We start from the raw sequence: 21,583 nt of genomic DNA on the forward strand, positions 1-21,583 counted from the left end.
TTCCATGGGAGTGCCCGGGGGCGGCGCGGTCAAGGGGGCCTTGCCGCCGGGCCCGCGTCGGTGCGGGGCTTGGAAAGGTCGGCATAACCCGCGTGCGGTCGGGTAGCCGCGCGCCCATGGCTCCACCACACAGAAGCCCGACTGGAAACACCGACCACATATCCGAACCCGCCGCGGGATCCGCCTCCGGGCCCGCCCGCCGGTCGCTGCTCGCGGGGGTCGCGGCGTTCGGCGCGCTGGGCGCCGCCGGCTGCAGCCGCGTGGCCACCGCCTCGGACGCGAACGGCGGTGACCTGCTCGGCCGGATGCGGGCCGCCGGTGTCGTACGCCTGGGCATCGCGGGCGAGATCCCGTTCGGGTACATCGACAAGAACGGCGAACTGACCGGCGAGGCACCCGAGCTGGCCGAGGCGATCTTCAAACGGCTCGGGGTGGACCGGGTGCAGCCCGTGCCGACCGAGTTCGGCTCGCTCATCCCCGGCCTGAACTCCCAGCAGTTCGACGTCGTGGCGGCCGGGATGTACGTCACCCCGGAACGCTGCGAGCAGGTCATCTTCGCGGACCCCGACTACCAGATGCCCGACGCGTTCGTCGTGCGCAAGGGCAATCCGATGGGGCTGCGCGACTACAGGTCGGCGTTCGCGCGGAAGGCGCGGATCGCCACCGGCACCGGCTACGCCCAGATCGAGCACGCCGTCGAGGCCGGGTACCGGCGCGGCGACATCCTCATCGTCCCCGACCAGGTCGCCGGGCTGAACGCCGTCGAGGCCGGGCGGGTCGACTTCTTCGCAGCCACCGCCGTCACCTCCCGCATGGTCGTGCGGGGCTCCGCGAAGGCGGAGGCGACCAGGCCCTTCACCCCGATCATCGACGGCAAGCCGCAACTCGCCGGCGGCGCCTTCGCGTTCCGGCCGAACGAGACGAAACTGCGGGACGCCTTCAACGTGGAGCTGCACAAGATGAAGAAGAGCGGCGAGGTCTTCCGGATCCTCAGGCCGTTCGGCTTCACCCGGACCGAGATGACCGAGCTGACCGCGAAGGAGCTGTGCGGCGGATGACCTCGGGACTCTGGGAACTGGTACTCACGGGCACCTGGACCACCCTCCAGCTGCTGGTCCTCAGCGCACTGCTGGCCGCGGCCGTGTCCTTCACCGTCGGGATCGCGCGCACCCACCGGCTGCGGATCGTGCGCTTCGCCGCGGGTTTCTACACGGAGGTGTTCCGCGGCACCTCGGCGCTGGTGATGATCTTCTGGGTGTTCTTCGTGCTGCCGCTCGCCTTCGGCTGGCAGCTCGTGCCGCTGTGGGCGGGCACCTTGGCCCTGGGGCTGACCTACGGGGCGTACGGCTCGGAGATCGTGCGCGGCGCCCTGAACTCCGTCGACCCGGCGCAGCGTGAGGGCGGAATCGCGCTCAGCTTCACGCCGTGGCAGCGGATGCGGCTGATCCTGCTGCCACAGGCCGTGCCGGAGATGATCCCGCCCTTCTCCAACCTGCTGGTCGAACTGCTCAAGGGCACCGCCCTGGTGTCGGTCATGGGCATGGGCGACCTGGCGTTCAGCGGCAACCTGGTGCGGCTCGCGCTGCAGGAGAGCGCGGAGATCTACACCTACGTACTGCTCATCTACTTCGTGATCGCGTTCCTGCTCACCCGCCTGATGCGCGGTCTTGAGCGCCGACTCAAGGCGGGGGTGGCCCGATGAACTGGGACTGGGGAGCCGTCCGCGACTTCATGCCGCAGTTCTGGGAAGGCCTGCTCGTCACGCTGCAGGCGCTGGTGCTGGGTTCGCTGATCTCGTTCCTGCTGGGGCTGGTGTGGACGCTGCTGATGCGCACGCCGACCCGCTGGGTGCGCTGGCCGGTCGGGGCGTTCACGGAGTTCGTGCGGAACACGCCGCTGCTGGTGCAGCTGTTCTTCCTGTTCTACGTGCTGCCCGAGTGGGGCCTGACCTTCTCCGCGCTGACCACCGGTGTCTTCGCGATCGGCCTGCACTACTCGACGTACACGATGCAGGTCTACCGGGCCGGTATCGAGGCCGTGCCGGCCGGGCAGTGGGAGGCCGCGACGGCGCTCAGCCTGCCTCCGGTCCGGACGTGGCAGGTGGTGATCCTGCCGCAGGCGGTCCGCCGGGTGGTCCCGGCGCTCGGGAACTACGTGATCTCGATGCTGAAGGACACGCCGCTGCTCATGACGATCACCGTGCTGGAGATGCTCGGGCAGGCGCGGCTGTTCTCCCAGGAGCACTTCCGGTTCGTCGAGCCCATCACCGTGATCGGCGTGGCCTTCGTCCTCGTCTCGTATCTGGCCTCCGTACTTCTGCGCACCCTGGAGCGACGTCTTGTCCGTTGAGACCAACAAGCAGCCCGCCGACGGCAACCCCACCGGCGCCACCCCGCTGGTGCGCCTGGAGCAGGTGACCAAGCGGTTCGGTGACAACCTCGTCCTCGACCACCTCGACTTCTCGGTCGACGCGGGCCGGCACGTCACCCTGATCGGGCCGTCGGGATCGGGCAAGACCACGATCCTGCGCATGCTGATGACCCTGATCAAGCCCGACGAGGGCACGATCACCGTCGACGGGGACCGGCTCTTCCCCGCGCCCGAGAAGCAGGTCCGGGAGATCCGCAAGAAGATCGGGATGGTCTTCCAGCAGTTCAACCTGTTCCCGAACATGTCCGTGCTGCGCAACGTCACCGAGGCGCCGGTCACCGTGCTCGGCCTGTCGAAGGACGAGGCGGAGGCGCGCGCCCGGGAGCTGCTGGAACTGGTGGGCCTCGCCGACAAGTGCGACGCGAAGCCGTCCCAGCTGTCCGGCGGGCAGCAGCAGCGGGTGGCCATCGCGCGGGCGCTGGCGATGCGCCCGCAGGTGCTGCTCCTCGACGAGGTGACCTCCGCGCTGGACCCGGAACTGGTCGCGGGCGTGCTGGACGTGCTGCGCGACATCGCGCGCAGCACGGACATCACCATGCTGTGCGTGACCCACGAGATGAACTTCGCCCGGGACATCTCCGACCAGGTCCTGATGTTCGACTCGGGGCGGGTGATCGAGTCGGGCCCGCCGGAGAAGATCTTCGGCGACGCCGAGCACGAGCGGACGCGGGAATTCCTGAGCGCGGTGCTGTGATTTTTTCCGCTCCGTCACACTACGCGCCAGTACCGTCACCCGAGGTCCGGGCGGCGGGGCATCCCGGCGGCATATGCCATCCGGTTACGCCCCTGCTGGCAGGGGCGTGATCTCGTCAACTGCCGCTCACTACCGGCCTCTTGCCGGTTATCGTGGAGAGCGAGAGCAGGCCCAGGACGGAAGCGAGCGAGCGCAGGGGGACACCGTGGCGCTGAAGCACGAGCCGACCGCGCCGTACCACTCGGCGCAGGACGCGCTGCGCGTCCTGGAGACGGTGGCACGGCACTCCGCCGGTGTCACCGTCACCGGGATCGCCCGCCGGACCGGCCTGCGCACGGACCGGCTGACCGGCCTGCTGCGGATGCTGCGCCGCGAGGGGTACGTCGACCAGGACGCCGACGGGGCCTACGTCACCGGTGCCGCGTTCGCCCGCCTCGGCTCCGCGCACCAGCACGACGCGGCCGTGCGCGAGCAGCTCCAGCGCACCCTCGACCGGCTGCGGGACTCCGTCGGCGCGGCCGTCTACATCAGCCGCTACGTCGACGGCGAGGTCCAGGTCACCCAGTACGCGGCGGGCCCGGCCACCCCGGCGGTCAACGAGTGGGTCGACTTCCGCTACTCGGCGCACGCCACGGCGGTCGGCAAGAGCCTGCTCGGCCAGCTGGACCACAACGGCCGCCGCGACCATCTCGCCCGTCACAAGATGGCCCGCCTGACCTCGCGCACGATCACCAGCGACAAGGTGCTGCTCTCCCGGCTGGACGCCCAGCCGCCCACGGTGCCGGTGCTCGACCTCCAGGAGTACGCGATCGGCACGGTCTGCGCGGCCGTCCCGATCACCGCCGGCTCCTCGGTGGGCTGCCTGGCACTGTCACTGCCGGTCGAGCACGCCCACCGCCTGCGCCAGGCGGCGGACACCCTGAACCGCAACGCGACCCCGGTGCTGCTCTCCCTGGCGATCTAGGGCCGCCTGGGCGGTGGTCAGGAGCACCCCCGAGGACCGGGTAGTATTTTCTACGTCGTCGGCCGCGGAACGCGGACGGCGGGAGTCACGCGCCGCTAGCTCAGTTGGTTAGAGCAGCTGACTCTTAATCAGCGGGTCCGGGGTTCGAGTCCCTGGCGGCGCACAGCAGAGGAGCCCCTCGCGCGAGCGGGGGGCTCCTTCGCGTTCCGGGGGTGTGCTCAGAACGTGACGTCCGAGCAGGCGTAGAACGCGTTGGCGGTGTCGGCGATCGTCCACACCGCGACGATGACGTGCCGGCCGCTGAGCCCGGACGGCAGGGTGCCACTGTGCGAGAGGGTCTGCGGCGGACGCTGACCGTTGTAGGGGACCGTGAGGAACGGGGTCAGGTTGAGGTCGGACCTGGCCAGGTTGTGGTTCTGGTTCCAGCCCGGCTTGGTGACGTAGTACTTGAAGTCGGTCGTGGCGTGCATGGCGGTGAACTGCCAGCGGAACGTGTAGCTCTGGCCACCGTTGACCTTGGTCGCCGGCCACGCGCCGCCCGACGGGGTGCGCGGGCTGTCGAGCTGGGCGAACGGGGTGTTGTTGCCGGAGCAGATCCGTCCGTCGGCCGGCCCGGAGGAGGGGAAGCCCTTCGGGCCCTCGACGCTCTGCGGCTCCCACTGGATGTTGCCGCAGTTGGTCACCGTGCCGTTCTGGCACAGCTTCTGCCGGCTGATGGGCAGGTCGGTGTAGCCGTGGCCGCTGGCTCCGCCGGAGGAGAGCACCAGGGCACCGGTGGTCGCCAGACCCACCATCGCGGCGGACAACTTGGTCTTTTTGCGCATACTGCCGCTCCTGGAGAACGTGGGGGAAGTTCACTGAGCTTGCAGGTCTAGACCAAGGCAGAGTTTATTGCCGCGTGTTGAACATGTCCATACCAATCAATGGCCTGTTTCTCCCCGGCCCGCGCAGAAGGCCACCGTCAAGTCCTTGACCAGCACCTTGCGTTCGTGGTCGTCCAGCGCCACCAGCCCTCGCATGGTCAGCCGGGTCACCGTGTCCTCCACCGAGTCCACCACCGACGTCAGCACGCTCGCCCGGTGCTGGGCGTCCAGCGCGGCGATCCGGCGGCGGTGCATCGCGTCGGCCACCTCCGGGGCGTACTCCACCCGTACCGGCTGCACCGAGAACACCTCGAGTCCCACCGGCGTCGCGTCCGCCGCCACCAGCCGGGTCAGCGCGTCGCCCGCCGCGTCCACCGCGGGCTTGGCCGCCCCCGGCATCTCCACCGGCACGCGTGCCAGCGCCGCCTCCACGCACACCCGCAGATACGTCTCGTGGTCCTCGACCGCGAGCACCGCACGCGCGGTGTCCCGCACCCGCCACACCACCAGCACCACCACCCGCAGCGCGACCCCGCTCCCGTCGGCCGCCGGCATCGGCTCGCTGCGCCAGTGCCGCAGCCGTACGTCGACCCTGCGGCGCAGCAGCAGCGGGTTGACCCACATCAGCCCGGTACGCCGCACGGTGCCGCGGTAGCGCCCGAACATGCCCAGCACCCAGGCCCGCCCGGTCCGCCCCCGCGCCAGGCCGCCGAACCCGAACAGGCCCAGCGCCCCGGCCCCCGCGTACGCCGCCCACAGTGCCGGACCGGGAGCGGCCCCGGCGGCGGGCAGCCCCAGCGCCGCCGCCACCGCCGGCGGCATCGTGCCCGCCCACCACGAGGTGACCGCGCACCCGGCCGCCCCGGCGGCACCGGCGAGCACCCCCACCGTCGCGGGCATCACCCGCGCGGGCCGCTCCACCAGATCGGGGTCGACATGCGGCACCGGGCGGGCCCGGGCCGCACCCGGGCGGCGCAGCCGCGGCTGCTCGCCCGTGCCCTGCCGGCGGCTCACCACGGCCGGCCGCAGCTGCACCGACACCGGGTCCGGGTCGTCGCGGAAGAGCAGGTGGACGGGGATCTCGGTGGTCGCCTCGGTGTGGATCACCCGGTTGGGGCGGGCCGGAGCGGGCGGGGTCTGCTCCGCTCCCCCGGGGTCGGGGGTCTGGGGAGTGGTCGTGGTCATGCGTGTCTCCAGCCTCCGCGCCAGATGCGTACGTAGGGGATCAGCGGCTCAGGAGAAGAGCCGGCGCCAGGTCTCCGGCCCCGGGAAGCCGTCGGCGGCGCCGCCCCGCCAGCCCTGGGTGCGCTGGAAGGCCTCGACGCCTCGCCGGTCGGCCTCGCCCCAGCGCGGGCCCGGCCCGTTCGGGTAGTGCCTGCCGAACCCCTTCTTCACCAGCTGCCTGCCGAGCTGGGTGATGTACGGGTTGTTCGCGCCGGGCCGGAACATGGCTCGCCCGGGGTAGCCCGGCACGCCGTGCGAGGCGGGCTGCCCGGGCCCGGCGTGGGGCGCCGGGGCCCGCTTGTCACCCTGCTGCGCGTCGGCCGGGGGTACTGCCGGGGTCTGGGGTGGCGTCTCGGGAGGGGTCACGGGCGGGGTCTCCGGTGGGGTCGCGGGCGGGGTCTCCACCACGCCCTTGTAGCGATACGGGACGTAGCGGGCGGAGTTGCTCCAGTAGGCGTACGGGGTCACCGCCCGGCGGGCGTGCGGGCTGGTCGACTCGTAGGCGATGTAGGACGTCCGGGTGTGGTCGGTCCAGCCGCCGAAGAGCACGACGTGGGAGCCGTTCTGCGGGTTGTCCGGGTTGTGGAACAGCAGCATGTCGCCGGGCTGGAGTTCCGCCTTGGCGATGCGGGTGCCGAAGGTGTGGAGAGAGCCTGTCCACTCGTTCTGCGGCAGGCTCCAGGCCATCGAGACGAAGCCCGAGCAGTCCTGCCGGTAACCGTCCGACCAGTAGGAGGTCATGCTGTACGGCACCTTCGCGTCGACCCATTTCTGGGCGCGCCTGATGATCTCCTCCCGGGTGATCTCGGGCGTCTTCCCCGCGTCCGACGGCTTGACCGGCGTCCCGGCCGGGCCGTGCAGCGGGGCCGTCCCGCCCTGGGGGGTCCCGGGCTCGTCACCTGCGGGAACGCCCGGCCGCAGGGGAGCGTGGACGGCGGCGACGGCGGGCGCGACCTGCCCGGCGCCGAGAGCGGCGGAGGTCATGGCGGCGAGGGCGAGGGCGCGACGGGCGGCGGGGTGGGCAAAGCGGCGGTGGGGGGCGGAACGCGGGAGCAGGCGGCGCCAGTGGGCACATCCGGGGCAGTCGCAGTCGCTCGCGGGATCGATTTCCTCGAATACCGGGGTCTCCATGCGATTCCCCTCACACTCCAGACGAGAATTTCCGGGCCTATGCACGTTGATCAGTTTCACAACTGTGTTCCGGGCGCGCATGTTGACGGTCCGAATGATGTACGGCCCCCCGCCCCGGGCCCGGCGGGCCGCCCCGTGGTGGTCGGGAGCACTCGCGAAGGTCATGTAGAGTTAACGATGTCAGCAGGCGCCGCTAGCTCAGTTGGTTAGAGCAGCTGACTCTTAATCAGCGGGTCCGGGGTTCGAGTCCCTGGCGGCGCACTCGACAAGCGAGGCCCCTCACATCGGTGAGGGGCCTTCTTCATGGGCGGAGGCAGGGTCCTCCCCGGTTATGGCCGGTTACCCTCTGGCCATGGCAGCGCGTGACCTCCAGGAGAGGATCAAGAAGCTCATCGTCGACCGCCGGCTTGCCTCCGGGGCGCCGCTGCCGACCGAGCCCGAGCTGATGGCGTTCCTCGGGGCCGGCCGGAACTCGGTCCGGGAGGCGCTGAAGGCGCTCCAGGCGATGGGGATCGTCGAGATACGGCACGGCTTCGGCACCTATGTCGGCCGGATGTCCTTCGCCCCGATGGTCGAGGGTCTCGCCTTCCGCACGGTCGCCGGGCACCACCGGGGCGAGGACAGCCTGCTCCAGCTCCTCGAACTGCGGGAGGCGATGGAGACGGGACTGGTGTCCCGGCTCGCGGGACGGCTCCCGGAATCCGACCTCGTCGCGCTGGAAGCGCTCGTGGACGGCATGGACCAGCGGGCCGCGCGGGGGGCCGGCCTCGCCGAGACCGACCGGGCCTTTCACGCCACCCTCTACCGGGGGCTGGACAACGTGCTCCTGAGTGAGGTGCTGGAGGCGTTCTGGGACGCCTTCCACCGGGTGAGCAGGGACCTCGTCGAGGTGCCGCGCGATCCGCGGATCACCAGCCGGCAGCACCGGGAGATCCTGGACGCGGTCCGCTCCGGAGATTCACGACGCGCCGAGCAGGCGATCAGAGACCACTTCCACCACATTCGTACGCGACTGCACTCAAGCGCCCCGACCGACGCCAACTTGCGTCCGAATGAGCCCGTATAACGGGTAAATACCGTGTATCCCGTCTTGCGATCATGCGGAACGGCGTAGAACCCTGGTCTCAAGCGGCTGCGGATACGCGCCAATTGGGGGGATAGGAACCGGTTGCCGGTGATGCGGGGAGGGGGCCCCGTTCATGAGGCGATGCCGAGGGGGCAGCCACGCGACCGGACGCGCGCCTGTGCGGGCCCAGGGGGGACCCGGGCAGGTGAAGGGACCGACAGACACGCGGTGCCGACCCGCGTGTGGGGGGATGACTCATGACGTCGACGCCGACGGGCGCACGGCAGAACTCCGACCCGTCACAGACCACCCGGCTCCGGGCGGGCTCGCACCGGACCGGCCACACGGGGACGTTCCGCCGGCTCAGGAGGAACCTGCCGCGCTACGACTACGAGCACTACAGCCGGCTGGCCGGCCCCCTCACCGAGCCCGATCCCGGTGTGCCGTACCGGGTGAGGTACCGCTCGCTGATCTCCCAGGAGCCGCACCGCGTGCGGGTGGCCCTGATGCTGGCCGCCGCTCCCCTGCTCTCGCTGGTGCTGCTGATCTGGCTGCTGCAACCCGCGCACTGGACCGAACGTGACCATCCGGCCCACGACTTCCTGCCCGCGCTCGACGTCGTGATGCTCGTGGCGATCGGACTGATCGAGTTCTTCCGCTGCATGAACGTGCTGTCCAACGCACACGCCACGCTCGTCGCCCGCGACCCGGTCCCGGTGGTGCCCGAGGCCGGCACGAGGGTCGCCTTCCTCACCTCCTTCGTGCCCGGCAAGGAACCGCTGGAGATGGTGACGAGGACCCTCCAGGCGGCCGTGCGGATCCGCCACCGGGGCCTGATGCATGTCTGGCTGCTCGACGAGGGCGACGACCCCGAGGTCAAGGAGGTCTGCGCCCGCCTCGGTGTGCACCACTTCTCCCGCAAGGGCGTCGCGAGGTGGAACCAGGCCAAGGGCCCGCACCGTGCGAGGACCAAGCACGGCAACTACAACGCCTGGCTCGACGCGCACGGCGACGCCTACGACTTCTTCGCGTCCGTCGACACCGACCACGTACCGCTGCCGAACTACCTGGAGCGGATGCTCGGCTTCTTCCGCGACCCGGACGTCGGCTTCGTGATCGGCCCGCAGGTCTACGGCAACTACGACACGTTCGTCACCAAGGCCGCCGAGTCGCAGCAGTTCCTCTTCCACGCGCTGATCCAGCGGGCCGGCAACCGCTACGGCGCCCCGATGTTCGTCGGCACCTCCAACGCCGTACGGATCAGGGCCCTCCAGCAGATCGGCGGGCTGTACGACTCGATCACCGAGGACATGGCGACCGGCTTCGAGATCCACCGGCACCGCAACCCCGCCACAGGCCGGAAGTGGCGCTCGGTCTACACCCCGGACGTGCTCGCGGTCGGTGAGGGCCCGAGCGCCTGGACGGACTTCTTCACCCAGCAGATGCGCTGGTCACGCGGGACCTACGAGACGATCCTCAAGCAGTACTGGAAGGGCTGGTACTCGCTGCCGCCGGCCAAGCTCTTCAACTACACGATGATGATCATCTTCTACCCGATGTCGGCCCTGAACTGGATACTCGCGGCGCTGAGCTGCGCGCTGTTCCTGGGGCTCGGCGCCTCCGGCGTGAACATCGACCCGGCGGTCTGGCTGATGCTCTACGGCAACGCCTCCGCCCTCCAGATCGGCCTGTACGTCTGGAACCGCCGCCACAACGTCTCGCCGCACGAACCGGAGGGCTCCGGCGGAGTGGCCGGCATGGTGATGTCCGCGCTGTCGGCGCCGCTGTACGCGAAGGCGCTGTGCGACGCGGCGCTGCGGCGCAGAAGCAGGTTCGTGGTCACGCCCAAGGGCGACTCGGCGAGCCCGGACCGCTGGTTCGGGACCTTCCGCTACCACTGGTACTTCATCCTGGTCTTCGGCGCCTCGATCGCCGCCGGCCACCACTTCGGGCACTCCCACCCGGCGATGATCACCTGGGCGTCGTTCGCGATGCTGGTCACCGCCACGCCGGTGTTCGCCTGGCGCTGGGAGCTGCGGAAGGCGAAGCGGCGGCCCGCGGCAGGCGCCCCCGAGCCGCAGGACGCGGTGCCCGCCCCGACGCCGGCGCACGGTGTGCCCGCGCCCACGCCGGTCCACGGAGTCGCCCGGTGAACGAGCGCGCCGGCCGCCGCCGCGTCCGCCGGCTAGCGATCGGTACGGCGGTGGTCCTCGCGGTGGCCGGGATGAACGGGCCGTGGCTCTATCGGGTCGGGAGCGAGAAGTACCACCGGTACCGGATCGACAGACCCGGGTACAAGGCGGAGAACGGCCGCTGGGAGATCGTGGAATTCCCCGAGGAGTACCGCCAGAACACCATTCACGCGGCGCTGCTGCACACCGGCAAGGTGCTGCTGGTGGCGGGTTCGGGCAACGACCAGGACAACTTCGACGCGAAGAGGTTCGACACCCGGCTCTGGGACCCGGTCAGGGGCACGGTGAAGAAGATCCCGACGCCCGCCGACCTGTTCTGCACCGGGCACACGCAGCTGGCGAACGGCAATCTGCTGATCGCAGGGGGCACCAAGCGCTACGAGAAGCTCGAGGGCGACGTGAAGAAGGCCGGTGGCCTGATGATCGTCTACAACGAGAACCCGGACAAGCCGATCACACTGCCCGCCGGTACCTGGTTCACCGGCAAGGAGAACGGCAGGACCTTCGTCTCCAAGGACCCGGTGCTGGTGCCGCGCGCGAAGAAGGTCTTCGACGAGGCGACCGGGCGGTTCCTGCGCAACGACCCGGGATTCGGGCGGATCTACGTCGAGGCCGCGAGGGAGGGCGCGAAGTACGAGACCGGCACCCAGGACAACTACCGCGTCCGGGGGCTGACCGGGCCCGACGCCCGGAACACGTACGGCATCGCGCAGAAGCTGGCGCTGGACAAGAAGGACTTCCAGGGGATCCGGGACGCCTACGAGTTCGACCCCGTCGCGGAGAAGTACGTGAAGGTCGATCCGATGAAGGAGGCCCGCTGGTATCCGACGCTCACCACCCTGGGCGACGGCAGGATCCTCAGCGTCTCCGGGCTGGACGACATCGGGCAGCTGGTGCCGGGCAAGAACGAGGTCTTCGACCCCGGGACCAAGGAGTGGAGCTACACCCCGAAGGAACGCCAGTTCCCCACGTATCCGGCGCTGTTCCTGATGCAGAACGGCAAGATCTTCTACTCCGGGGCGAACGCGGGGTACGGGCCGGACGACGTGGGCCGGGATCCGGGCATCTGGGACGTGGAGACGAACAGGTTCACCGAGGTGCCCGGCATGAGCGACGCGAACATGCTGGAGACCGCGAGCACCGTGTTGCTGCCGCCCGCCCAGGACGAGCGGTACATGGTGATCGGGGGCGGTGGGGTCGGGGAGTCCGGGCTGGCGAGCGAGCGGACGCGGATCGCCGATCTGAAGGCGGCCCGCCCCCGGTTCGTCGACGGGCCGTCGCTGGACAAGGGCACCCGCTATCCGCAGGCCTCGATCCTCCCGGACGACAGCGTGCTCGTCTCCGGGGGCTCGCGGGACTATCGCGGGCGCGACGGCTCCAACATCCTTCAGGCGCGGCTCTACGACCCGTCGACGAACGAACTCGACCGGGTGGCCGACCCGCTGGTGGGTCGGAACTACCACGCCGGGTCGATTCTGCTGCCCGACGGTCGGGTGATGTTCTTCGGGTCGGACTCGCTGTTCGGGGACGCGGCGAACACCAGGCCCGGGGAGTTCGAGCAGCGGGTCGAGATCTATTCGCCGCCCTATCTGTACCGGGGGTACCGGCCCTCGCTCGGTGGCGGGCCGCGGACCGTCGCGCGTGGGGGGTCGGCGACGTTCACCTCGCGGGACGCGTCGTCGGTGAGGCGGGTGCGGTTGATCCGGCCGAGTGCCTCGACACATGTGACGGACGTGGATCAGCGCTCGATCGCGCTGGACTTCTCCGTGTCCGGGGACGAGGTGACGGTGACGGTGCCGGGCAACAGGAACCTGGTGCAGTCGGGGTGGTACATGCTCTTCGTCACCGACACCGAGGGGACGCCCAGTGAGGCGCGGTGGGTGAGGGTGCCCTAGCTCGTCCGCGGCGTCGAAGCACGTGCCAGTCGCAGGGCGTACGCCGGCCACCAGGCGCCCGCCTTCGGGCCGCCCTTGCATTCGCCGTCGGATTCCCCGGGGCGCTTGATCCAGAGGTAGGCGTCCACCGAGGGGTCGGCCGTCTTCGTGGTCGGGGTTTCGCCCAGCCCCCTGCCCGGCGGGTTGCACCAGCGTTCGTCCGGGTCGCCCTGTGTGTAGGGGCCGTTGCCGTTGCGGCTGGTGTCGATGACGAAGTGCTTGCCGCCGACCTTGGCGGACAGTTCCTTGCCGTAGGCGACGGAGTCCGCGGTGGAGTAGAAGTTGGAGACGTTGACCGAGAACCCGTCGGCCTCGGCGACGCCCGCCCTGTTCAGCGGTTCGAAGATCTGGTCGGGGTGGCCCCAGCCGGCGTTGCCGGCGTCCAGGTAGACCTTGGTGTTCCGCTGGGACTTGAGCTTGCCGACGGCGTACGTCAGCAGGGCGTACCGCTCCTCGTGGAACTCGCCCGGCGTGCAGCCGTCCACCAGGTGCAGCAGCGCGTCGGGTTCCAGGATCACCGTCGCCGAGCGGTCGCCGATGCCCCGGGCCACGCCGTCGATCCAGGCGCGGTAGGCGTTGCCGTCCGCGGCGCCGCCTTGCGAGTACTGGCCGCAGTCGCGGTGCGGGATGTTGTAGAGGACGAGCAGGGCCGTGCGGTCGGCCCTGGTGGCGGCCTCGGTGAAGCCGCGCGCCTCCTGCTCCGGGTTCTCCGGGCCGATCCACTCACCGGTCGGCTGCTGAGCGATCTTCCGGATCTCGTCGGCCTCGGCACTCCTGCCGTCCCGCGCGTAGTCGGCGACCTGCTCGGCCGCGTTCCCGTGCGGGTTGACCCAGAACGGCGAGGTCTCCTTGGGCTGTTGGGTGATCGCGGCACCGGTGGCGCCGTCGCCGCCGTCCGTGCCGCCGTCGTCCTGGTCGCCGGACGCGCAACCCGCGATGAGCAGTGCCGCCCCCAGCACCACCGCGGTCGCACGCACTCCGGCCGCCCCCCTGCTGCCGTACATCCAACTCCCCCTTGGGTGCACCGGTCTGCAAGGCTCAATCCTGACATACGCCGCGTTGCTCCCACGAGGTCGCCTTCGGGCCTGGCCGCGAGCTGTTACAGAGCGGTTCCGGTGAGGTACGCCGAGACGACCACGTTCGCCGTGTAGCTGCCGGTGGCCCGGTCGAAGGTGCCGCCGCAGGTGATGAGCCGCAGCTCGGCACGCCCCGGCTGCCGTGCGCCGTAGGCCTGGTGGGCGTCGAAGTGGTCCCGGCCGAGGACCGTGACGTCCTCCACGGTGAACTCGGCGACCCTGCCGTCGTCCCGGACGACCCGGACGGTCTGGCCGGGGCGCAGGGCGCCGAGTCCGTGGAAGACGGCGGGGCGCGTCCCGGTGTCGGCGTGACCCACCATCAGCGCGGTGCCGGCCGTGCCCGGCTCGGCGCCGGCGCCGTACCAGCCGACGACTCCCGGCTGGTCGTACGGCGGCGGGTCGGGCGCCCCGTCCGCGTCGAGCCCGCGGGTCACGACCGGCGCCTGGACGCCGAGGCCGGGGATGTCGAGGCGCTGGGGCCGCGCGCCCTTCAGGGGCTCGGCCGCGGGCGGCAGGGCGGCGATGGGCGGGCGGCCCGCCGCCGCCATGTCGCCTGTGGCGGGCGTGGTGAATCCGTGCCGTACGTCGGTCACCTCACGGCCCCACAGCCACAGCCCGAGCAGCAGCAGCGCCCAGACCACGCCCGTGGCCAGCCGTCCGGTGCCGGTGACACCTTCCCGGGAGGACATGACCGGTCAACCCGTCCTGCGGTTGCGGCGGCTGCGCAGCCCCATGACGGCGACACCGGCCACCCCGGCCAGGACCAGTCCGGTGACGGCGTGCGCCGCGTTGGGGCCGGTCTGCCGGGCGTCCTCGGCGGCGAGCTCCGCGGTGCCGCCGCCCCCCGCCTTGACGGGGGCGACCGGTGAGGCGTGACCGGACGGGGGTGCGACGTCCGGCGGGGAGGCCGCGGCGCCGGCGAGGGTGAGCGGGGCGGTGATCGCCTTGGGCCCGTTCTCGCCTTCGCAGGTGACCTTGACCTCGTAGGAGTGCTCTCGGCCCAGCGCGGAGCGGATGCGGGTCTCGCCGGTCAGCGTCCCGCCCGAGCCGCTGAGCCGGGCGTCGCTGACGAAGGCCGCCGAGGTGGCGGCACCCGACCTGCCCGTGCAGCCGGTCACCCGAAGCCCCAGATCGCTGCCGGGGGACGGGACGGAGGGGCTGACCGAGACACCGTCGTCCGCCGCGTGTGCCGCCGGAGTGAGGGGTGCGGCGGCAGCCAGGACGACCGTACAGAGAGTGAGTCGCAGTGAACCCATCGTGAACCTCCAGACTCCTGGAGACTCCCCCGCACGATCCGCCCCCGCATCCTCAGCGGGGGCGGGGCTCCTCCGTCCGGGTGGTTTTCACCCCGAAACGACCGGCAGATGGTTTGGCGCGGCTACACCCGCTCCACGAGGTCGGCGATCGAGTCGACGATCTTCGACGGCCGGTACGGGAAGTCCTCGACCTGCTCGGGCCGGGTCAGGCCGGTGAGGACCAGGAAGGTCTGCATGCCGGCCTCCATGCCCGCCAGCACGTCGGTGTCCATCCGGTCGCCGATCATGGCGCTCGTCTCGGAGTGGGCGCCGATCGCGTTGAGACCCGTGCGCATCATCAGGGGGTTCGGCTTGCCCGCGAAGTAGGGCTTGCGGCCGGTGGCCTGGGTGATCAGCGCGGCGACGGCGCCGGTCGCGGGGAGCGGGCCCTCGGTGGAGGGGCCGGTCTCGTCCGGGTTGGTGCAGATGAATCGGGCGCCGCCCAGGATGAGCCGGACGGCCTTGGTCATGGCTTCGAAGGAGTACGTGCGGGTCTCGCCGAGGACGACGTAGTCCGGCTCGTGGTCGGTGAGGATGTACCCGATGTCGTGCAGCGCGGTGGTCAGGCCCGCCTCGCCGATCACATAGGCCGAGCCGCCCGGCCGCTGGTCGTCCAGGAACTTCGCCGTGGCCAGCGCGGACGTCCAGATGTTCTCGATCGGCACGTCCAGGCCCATCCGGCGGAGCCGGGCGTGCAGGTCGCGCGGGGTGTACATGGAGTTGTTGGTGAGTACCAGGAAGGGCTTGCCGGACTCCCGCAGCTTCTTGATGAAGGAGTCGGCGCCGGGGATCGGGACGCCCTCGTGGATCAGCACTCCGTCCATGTCGGTGAGCCATGAGTCGATGGGCTTGCGTTCTGCCATGTGCGTCGATCACTCCTGGCGTGGTGCGAAAAGGCGGGGGCGCCGGAACCGCGGCGTACCGACGCCCCCAGCGTAGTCAGGACTGGGTGATCCTGACCCCGTCGATCACCCAGTACCAGTTGTTGCCCGCGGTGTAACGGAAACGGACGCGGGCCGTCGTGGACAGGTTTGGGGTACCGGGCGATGCTGTTCGGTGGTGCGGGTCGGCTCAGCTGCCGGTCGCCGACTTCCAGGAGTCGACGTACTTCGTCAGGTTCTCGCCGATGTCGTTCCAGTCGGGCTCGAAGATCTCGACGCCGTCCATGAGCTTGGTGAGGGCGATCGCGTTGGCGTCGGTGGCCTTGACGTCCTGGCGGGCCGCGAAGCCGCCGCCGATCTCGCTGACCTGCGCCTGCGCCTTCTGGCTCAGCATGTAGTCGAGGAGCTTCCTGCCGTTCTCGCTGTGCGGGGCGTCGGTGACCAGGCCGCCGGCGTAGGGCAGCGCGAAGGAGGTGGGCTTGCCGCCCTCGCGGGCCGGGAACCAGATGCCGAGGTTGGGCATGGACTTGGACTGGGCGAAGTTCATCTGCACATCGCCGTTGGCGACGAGCAGTTCGCCCTTGTCGACCTTGGGCGCGAGCTTGCCGGTGGAGGCGGACGGGCCGACGTTGTTGGCCTGGAGCTTGCCGAGGTAGTCCATGGCGGCCTGCTCGCCGCCGAAGTCGTGCATGGCCTTGATGAGCACGGCGGTGCCGTCGCCGGCGACTCCGGGCGTGGAGTACTGGAGCTTGTTCTTGTACTTGGCGTCGAGCAGTTCCTCCCACGTGGTGGGGGCCTGCTTCAGCTCCTTCTTGTTGTGGATGAACCCGAAGTAGTTGTTGACGACCGACGTCCACGTGGCGTCGGCCGACTTGTCGGCGCCGCTCACTTGGTCGGAGCCCTTCGGGGCGTACTTCTGGAGCAGGCCCTTGCTGTCGGCCTGCTGGATGAACGGCGGGAGGGTGACGAGCACGTCGGCCTGCGGGTTGCGCTTCTCGCGGACGGCGCGCTGCACCATCTCGCCGGAGCCGCCCTCGACGTACTCGACCTTGATGCCGGTCTCCTTCTCGAAGTCCTTGAAGATCTGGTCGTACCAGCCGTCGCCGTTCTCGCCCTTGAGGCCGTCGGCGCTGTAGACGGTGACGATCTTCTCGTCGGAGGCGGCGGAGCTGCCGCCGCAGGCGGACAGGGAGGCGGCGAGGGCGAGGCTGCCGAGCACGGCGGCGATCGGCTTGAGCTGCTTTCCGGGCATGGCGAGGTGAACTCCTTGCATGAGTGACAGGGCGGGTCGCGGGGTTATCGGTAGGACGCTTTGGTGCGGATCCTGGAGACGGCGAGCAGGACCAGCAGGGTCGCCGCCATCAGGACCACGGCGATCGCGGACCCGGCGAACAGGGCGCCGCGGTCGGTGGCCGCGTAGACGAGGACCGGAAGCGGGGTCCAGTCGGGCGGATAGAGCATCATCGTGGCGCTCAGCTCGCCCATGGACAGGGCGAAGCAGAGGCCGGCGGCGGCGGTCAGGGAGGGCAGCAGCAGGGGGATCCTGACGCGCCACAGGACGTACGAGGGCCGGGCGCCGAGGGAGGCGGCGGCCTGCTCGTACGCCGGGTCGAGGCGGACGATCGCCGCGGACACCGACTGGTAGGCGAACGCGGTGACCAGGACGGTGTGGGCGGCGATCACGATCCAGCGGGTGCCGTTGAGCAGGAACGGCGGCTGGGAGAAGGCGACCAGGATCGCCAGGCCCACGACCACCGAGGGCACGGCGACCGGCAGCACGAACAGGGCGTCCATCACTTTGCGGTACCGCTTGTCCAGGGCGGCGGCGGCCAGCGCCGCCCAGGTGCCGGCGACGAGGGCGAGCACGCTCGCGGTGACCGCCGTCAGCAGGCTGGTGGTGAGGGCCCTCAGGGCCTCGCCGCGGGTGGCGGCGGAGTAGTGCCCGGTGGTGAAGCCGGAGGGCAGGACGCTCGACCAGTTCGTGGCGAAGGAGGCGCCGAGGACGACGAGCAGCGGCAGGGCGAACAGCGGCAGGAAGAGGAGGAGGAAGACCGCCCACACGGTCCACTTCGCCTTGCGGCTATGCACCAGCACGACGGCTCACCACCCGGTACAGGCCGTACAGGCCCACGGAGATCAGGACGTTGACGACGGCGACCACGCACGCGCCCGGGTAGTCGGACTCCAGGATCGCCTTGCTGTAGACGAGCATCGGCAGGGTCGTGACGCCCTTCGCCCCGGTGAACAGCACGATCCCGAACTCGTTGAGGCAGAGCACGAGGACGAGGCTGCCGCCCGCGGCGAGCGCCGGGAGCGCCTCCGGCAGGATGATCCGCCGGATGATCCGCGGCGCCCGGGCGCCCAGCGAACTCGCCGCCTCCAGCTGGGCGGTGTCCAGCTGGGAGAAGGCCGCGAGCAGGGGGCGGATCACGAAGGGCGTGAAGTAGGTGATCTCCGCGAGGAGCACCCCCCAGGGCGTGGTGAGGAACTGGAAGGGTCCCTGCGCCGAGCCCGTCACGTCGGTCCACAGTCCGTTGGCCATGCCGACCGAGCCGTAGATGAACAGCAGGGCGAGCGTGATCAGGAAGGACGGGAAGGACAGGAAGACGTCGATGAACTTCGACACCGCACGGGCGCCGGGGAACGGCACGAACGCGATGACCAGCGCGAGGACGAAGCCGAGGACCAGGCATCCGGCGGTGGCCGCGACGGCCAGCCAGACGGTGGTCCACAGGGCCTCGCGGAAGGCCTCCGAGGCGAAGACGTCGGCGTAGGGCTGCACGGAGGTGCCGCCGGTGTCCGGCTGGAGGGACTGCTGGACGACCAGGGCGAGCGGGTAGAGGAAGAACAGCGCCAGCAGGGCGACGGGGGGCAGGGCCCAGATCCAGGCAGCCGCCTTGCGGGGGCCGGCCCCGGTCCCGGCCGCCGAGGTCCTGATCGCCGCGCTAGCCATGGCCGCTCACCCCCGCCGGCAGCAGCACCGCGTCCTCGGGTGCGAAGTGCAGGGCGACGGTGTCCCCGAGGCCCGGCGGGTCCCGCAGCTCCCGCAGGTCCGCCAGCACCCGGTGGCCGTCGACCTCGACGTACAGCCGGTGCGTGGCGCCGCGCCACTGGATCTCGACGACGGTCCCGGCCAGCTGGTTGGGCCCGGAGCCGAGCCCGACCAGGTGGGGGCGTACGCAGAGCGTGGCCCGCGCGCCCGGCGCCGCGGAGGCGGTGTCGAGCTTGAGCTCGGTGCCCCCGAAGGCCACGCCGCCCTGTCCCACCGTGACCGGCAGCAGGTTGGCGTTGCCCACGAAGGACGCGGTGAACTCGTCGGCGGGCGCCCGGTACAGCTCGCGCGGGGTGCCGCACGCCTGGAGCCGCGCCTTGTCCATCACGGCGATCCGGTCGGCCAGCGTCAGCGCCTCGACCTGGTCGTGGGTGACGTACAGGATCGACACGTCGGGCAGTTCCCGGTGCAGCCGGGCGAGTTCGGCGAGCATGCCGGAGCGCAGCTGGGCGTCGAGGGCGGACAGCGGCTCGTCCAGCAGCAGGACGTCGGGCCGGATGGCCAGCGCCCGCGCGATGGCGACGCGCTGCTGCTGGCCACCGGACAGCTCGCGCGGGTAGCGGCGGGCGTATGCCGCCATCCCGGTCATCTCCAGCGCCTCGGCGACCCGGCCGCCGATCGCGGACCTGGCGGCCTTGCGGGCCTTCAGCCCGAAGGCGACGTTGTCCTCGACCCGCATGTGCGGGAACAGGGCGTACTGCTGGACGACCATCCCGATGCCCCGCCGGTACGGCGGCAGGCCGGTCACGTCCCGCTCGCCGAGGAAGACCCGCCCGGAGACCGGCTGCACGAACCCGGCGACCGCGCGCAGCGCGGTGGTCTTGCCGGAGCCGGACGGCCCGAGCAGCGCCATCACCTCGCCGGGGGCGACGGTGAGGTTCAGGGAGTCGAGGACGACGTTGCCGTCGTAGGCGACGGTGACCGAGTCGAAGCGGATGCCGCTGCTCACGTGAGCACTCCCGGAAGGTCCGCCACGCTGTCCAGGACCTGGCCGGCCCCGGCCGCCCGCAGCGCGCCGGCGTCGTGCGCTCCGGTCAGGACCCCGGCGACGAGGCCCGCTCCGGCGCGGACGCCGCTGAGCATGTCGTACGAGGTGTCGCCGACGACCGCGACCTGCTGGACGTGCTCGGCGGCCTTGGTCCGCAGGAAGGCTTGGAGCACCATGTCCGGGAAGGGCCGCCCGCGCCCGCCCGCGTCGGCGGGGCACAGGGTGAGCGGGACCAGGTCCTGCCAGCCCAGCGCGGCGAGGACGGCGTCCTGGGTGACCCGGGCGAAGCCGGTGGTCAGGACGACGGTGCGGCCGCCGGCCTGGAGCTCCTCGACGGCCTCGCGGGCGCCGGGGACGGGGGCGATGTGCCCGCCGTCGACCAGCTCGCCGTACGCCTTCTCGAAGGCGGTGTTGGCACGCCGGGCGAGGTCCTCGGTGCCGAACAGGTGGCGGAAGACGGAGATCTTGGACTCGCCCATGGTGGCCCGCACGTAGGCGAGCTTGCCGGCGTGGCCGGGGGTGCCGGGCTCGACACCCAGCTCACGGGCGGCGGTGTCGAAGGCGCGCTCGACGAGGCCGCCGTCGGCGACGGTGGTGCCGGCCATGTCGAGGACGACGAGGCGTATGTCGGTGGTCGGGTTCGTCATGGTGTTCACCAGTCAAGTTCGTTCGCGGTGGTTTCGGCGATCGCGGGCGAGCAGGTCATGCCGCGCCCACCGGGCCCGGTCACCAGCCACACGCCGTCGCGCACCTGCTGCCGGTGCACGACCCGGGTGGTGTCGGTGCACTGGGCGTACACCCCGGCCCAGCGGCGCCGGATCTTCGGCAGCGGGCGCCCGAGCAGGGACTCGACGACACCGGTGAGGTGGTCGTAGGGGTCCTCGAGGGTGTCGAAGGCGAAGGGGTGCTCGTACTCGTGGGTGTCGCCGATGGTGAGGCCGCCGTCGGCGCGCTGCACCATGAGCAGTTGCATACGGTGCTCCGCCGCCGTCTCCGGCTGCGGCTGCCCGGCGTTGAGTTCGTCGAGGGCGGCGCCGCGGTAGGCGGGGTAGTAGCGGAAACTGTCGGCGTCGGCGATCGAGGTGGTGAGCGGCTCGCCGAGCGGCTCGGTCTGCATCATCTGCAGCCGGACCCGGCGGACCGGCAGGCCGGGTCCGGCCAGCTCGCGGACCAGCCCGCCGAGCCAGGCGCCGGTGCAGAGCACGACCACGTCGCCCTGGTGGACGTCGCCGTGGTCGTCGCGGACGGCGTTGGTCCCTATGACGTCACGGACCTCGCGGCCGGGCAGGAACTTGTAGCGCGAGGACTTCAGCAGCTCCTGACGCAGGGCGAGCTGCGCGGTGCGGGGCTCGACGGCCGCGTCGCGCTCGCAGTACAGGGCCGCGGTGAACGCGCCGCGCAGGGCGGGGTTCAGGGCGCGGGCCTCGCCGGGGGTCAGCAGCTTGTAACCGCGGGCCGCGGCGTCCGGGCGGGCCACGGCGGCCTCGGCGACGGCGAGTTCCAGGTCGCCGCGGACCGGGGTCAGGGAACCGTTCGGGCGGAAGCCGAGGGCCGGGACGCGGCCGCCGATCTCCTCCCAGAGCTCACGGGCCCGCAGGGCGGTCTGAAGTTCCTCGCCCCCCGCGCGGCCACTCACCCAGATCTGGCCGAAATTACGCAGGGACGCGCCGCGAGCCTCCGCCTCGCGCTCGATCTGTACGACCTCATGGCCACGGTTCACTGCATGCCAGGCGTGCATGGTGCCCACCACGCCGGCTCCGACGACTATCACTCTCACGTCCGCCACGCTCCTC

The 21,583-nt window shown here is 71.0% G+C and carries 21 protein-coding genes and 2 tRNA genes; 10 read left to right on the forward strand and 13 right to left on the reverse strand.

The genetic code is table 11. The features are described from left to right. Positions 1–116: 116 nt before the first annotated feature. The 6 genes from ehuB to ACIHCM_RS18555 all read left to right on the forward strand — a co-directional run bounded on the left by ehuB (position 117) and on the right by ACIHCM_RS18555 (position 4,251). Positions 117–1,058, forward strand: a complete 942-nt coding sequence (ehuB, locus tag ACIHCM_RS18530) for an ectoine/hydroxyectoine ABC transporter substrate-binding protein EhuB (protein WP_399896715.1) — start codon at positions 117–119, stop codon at positions 1,056–1,058. Further along, a complete protein-coding gene (gene ehuC, locus ACIHCM_RS18535; protein ID WP_399896718.1) occupies positions 1,055–1,702 on the forward strand; it encodes an ectoine/hydroxyectoine ABC transporter permease subunit EhuC in 648 nt (215 codons plus the stop codon). The genes ehuB and ehuC overlap by 4 nt, the downstream gene beginning before the upstream one ends. Beyond that, positions 1,699–2,349: an ectoine/hydroxyectoine ABC transporter permease subunit EhuD gene (gene ehuD / locus ACIHCM_RS18540; RefSeq protein ID WP_399896721.1), complete on the forward strand. Its 651-nt coding sequence runs from the start codon at positions 1,699–1,701 to the stop codon at positions 2,347–2,349. Before ehuC ends, ehuD begins: the two co-directional genes overlap by 4 nt. After that, the gene (gene ehuA, locus ACIHCM_RS18545) at positions 2,339–3,124 is read left to right on the forward strand and encodes an ectoine/hydroxyectoine ABC transporter ATP-binding protein EhuA (protein WP_399896724.1); all 786 of its coding nucleotides are present in this window, start codon (positions 2,339–2,341) and stop codon (positions 3,122–3,124) included. The genes ehuD and ehuA overlap by 11 nt, the downstream gene beginning before the upstream one ends. Positions 3,125–3,329: 205 nt before the next feature. Beyond that, entirely contained in the window at positions 3,330–4,088 is a 759-nt protein-coding gene (locus tag ACIHCM_RS18550; RefSeq protein WP_399896727.1) for an IclR family transcriptional regulator, read from the forward strand. Between the two features lie 89 nt (positions 4,089–4,177). Next, positions 4,178–4,251: transfer RNA gene (locus tag ACIHCM_RS18555), tRNA-Lys, on the forward strand. A gap of 55 nt (positions 4,252–4,306) precedes the next feature. Here ACIHCM_RS18555 and ACIHCM_RS18560 read toward each other — a convergent pair. The 3 genes from ACIHCM_RS18560 to ACIHCM_RS18570 all read right to left on the reverse strand — a co-directional run bounded on the left by ACIHCM_RS18560 (position 4,307) and on the right by ACIHCM_RS18570 (position 7,306). Continuing rightward, positions 4,307–4,912 carry a lytic polysaccharide monooxygenase gene (locus ACIHCM_RS18560; RefSeq protein ID WP_399896730.1) on the reverse strand — a complete coding sequence of 202 codons (606 nt, stop codon included), beginning with the start codon at positions 4,910–4,912 and terminating at the stop codon, positions 4,307–4,309. A gap of 96 nt (positions 4,913–5,008) precedes the next feature. Next, the gene (locus ACIHCM_RS18565; RefSeq protein WP_399896733.1) at positions 5,009–6,136 is read right to left on the reverse strand and encodes an SPFH domain-containing protein; all 1,128 of its coding nucleotides are present in this window, start codon (positions 6,134–6,136) and stop codon (positions 5,009–5,011) included. A gap of 48 nt (positions 6,137–6,184) precedes the next feature. Continuing rightward, positions 6,185–7,306, reverse strand: coding sequence for a peptidoglycan-binding protein (locus ACIHCM_RS18570; protein ID WP_399896737.1), 1,122 nt, complete (start codon positions 7,304–7,306; stop codon positions 6,185–6,187). Between the two features lie 187 nt (positions 7,307–7,493). Here ACIHCM_RS18570 and ACIHCM_RS18575 point away from each other — a divergent pair. From ACIHCM_RS18575 to ACIHCM_RS18590, 4 genes are all read left to right on the forward strand, one after another. Beyond that, positions 7,494–7,567 (forward strand) — tRNA-Lys (locus ACIHCM_RS18575). A 91-nt stretch (positions 7,568–7,658) separates the two neighbouring features. Beyond that, positions 7,659–8,372 (forward strand): FadR/GntR family transcriptional regulator, encoded by a 714-nt coding sequence (locus ACIHCM_RS18580; protein WP_399896740.1) that lies wholly within the window; start codon positions 7,659–7,661, stop codon positions 8,370–8,372. Positions 8,373–8,629: 257 nt separating this feature from the next. Beyond that, a complete protein-coding gene (locus ACIHCM_RS18585; protein WP_399896744.1) occupies positions 8,630–10,525 on the forward strand; it encodes a glycosyltransferase family 2 protein in 1,896 nt (631 codons plus the stop codon). Next, positions 10,522–12,459: a galactose oxidase-like domain-containing protein gene (locus ACIHCM_RS18590; protein ID WP_399896747.1), complete on the forward strand. Its 1,938-nt coding sequence runs from the start codon at positions 10,522–10,524 to the stop codon at positions 12,457–12,459. The genes ACIHCM_RS18585 and ACIHCM_RS18590 overlap by 4 nt, the downstream gene beginning before the upstream one ends. Here the strand turns inward: ACIHCM_RS18590 and ACIHCM_RS18595 are convergent. The 10 genes from ACIHCM_RS18595 to ACIHCM_RS18640 form a co-directional block, all read right to left on the reverse strand. Continuing rightward, a complete protein-coding gene (locus tag ACIHCM_RS18595) occupies positions 12,456–13,502 on the reverse strand; it encodes a glycoside hydrolase family 6 protein (protein WP_399896751.1) in 1,047 nt (348 codons plus the stop codon). The genes ACIHCM_RS18590 and ACIHCM_RS18595 overlap by 4 nt on opposite strands. 95 nt (positions 13,503–13,597) lie before the next feature. Beyond that, positions 13,598–14,263: a class F sortase gene (locus ACIHCM_RS18600; protein WP_399896754.1), complete on the reverse strand. Its 666-nt coding sequence runs from the start codon at positions 14,261–14,263 to the stop codon at positions 13,598–13,600. Positions 14,264–14,269: 6 nt separating this feature from the next. Further along, positions 14,270–14,830, reverse strand: a complete 561-nt coding sequence (locus tag ACIHCM_RS18605) for a hypothetical protein (protein WP_399896757.1) — start codon at positions 14,828–14,830, stop codon at positions 14,270–14,272. Positions 14,831–14,952: 122 nt separating this feature from the next. Beyond that, entirely contained in the window at positions 14,953–15,732 is a 780-nt protein-coding gene (locus ACIHCM_RS18610) for an HAD-IIA family hydrolase (protein WP_399896760.1), read from the reverse strand. 208 nt (positions 15,733–15,940) lie between these two features. Then, entirely contained in the window at positions 15,941–17,002 is a 1,062-nt protein-coding gene (locus tag ACIHCM_RS18615) for a 2-aminoethylphosphonate ABC transporter substrate-binding protein (RefSeq protein ID WP_399896763.1), read from the reverse strand. Between the two features lie 44 nt (positions 17,003–17,046). Continuing rightward, positions 17,047–17,844, reverse strand: a complete 798-nt coding sequence (locus ACIHCM_RS18620) for an ABC transporter permease (RefSeq protein WP_399896766.1) — start codon at positions 17,842–17,844, stop codon at positions 17,047–17,049. Further along, a complete protein-coding gene (locus ACIHCM_RS18625) occupies positions 17,831–18,703 on the reverse strand; it encodes a 2-aminoethylphosphonate ABC transporter permease subunit (RefSeq protein WP_399896769.1) in 873 nt (290 codons plus the stop codon). Before ACIHCM_RS18625 ends, ACIHCM_RS18620 begins: the two co-directional genes overlap by 14 nt. Then, positions 18,696–19,751: an ABC transporter ATP-binding protein gene (locus ACIHCM_RS18630; RefSeq protein ID WP_399896772.1), complete on the reverse strand. Its 1,056-nt coding sequence runs from the start codon at positions 19,749–19,751 to the stop codon at positions 18,696–18,698. The genes ACIHCM_RS18625 and ACIHCM_RS18630 overlap by 8 nt, the downstream gene beginning before the upstream one ends. Then, positions 19,748–20,437: an HAD family hydrolase gene (locus ACIHCM_RS18635; protein WP_399896775.1), complete on the reverse strand. Its 690-nt coding sequence runs from the start codon at positions 20,435–20,437 to the stop codon at positions 19,748–19,750. The genes ACIHCM_RS18630 and ACIHCM_RS18635 overlap by 4 nt, the downstream gene beginning before the upstream one ends. Before the next feature lie 5 nt (positions 20,438–20,442). Beyond that, entirely contained in the window at positions 20,443–21,567 is a 1,125-nt protein-coding gene (locus tag ACIHCM_RS18640; protein WP_399896778.1) for a TIGR03364 family FAD-dependent oxidoreductase, read from the reverse strand. Positions 21,568–21,583 lie beyond the last annotated feature (16 nt).

This window comes from Streptomyces sp. NPDC052023 (assembly GCF_044548465.1).
In the GTDB taxonomy this organism is placed as follows: domain Bacteria; phylum Actinomycetota; class Actinomycetes; order Streptomycetales; family Streptomycetaceae; genus Streptomyces.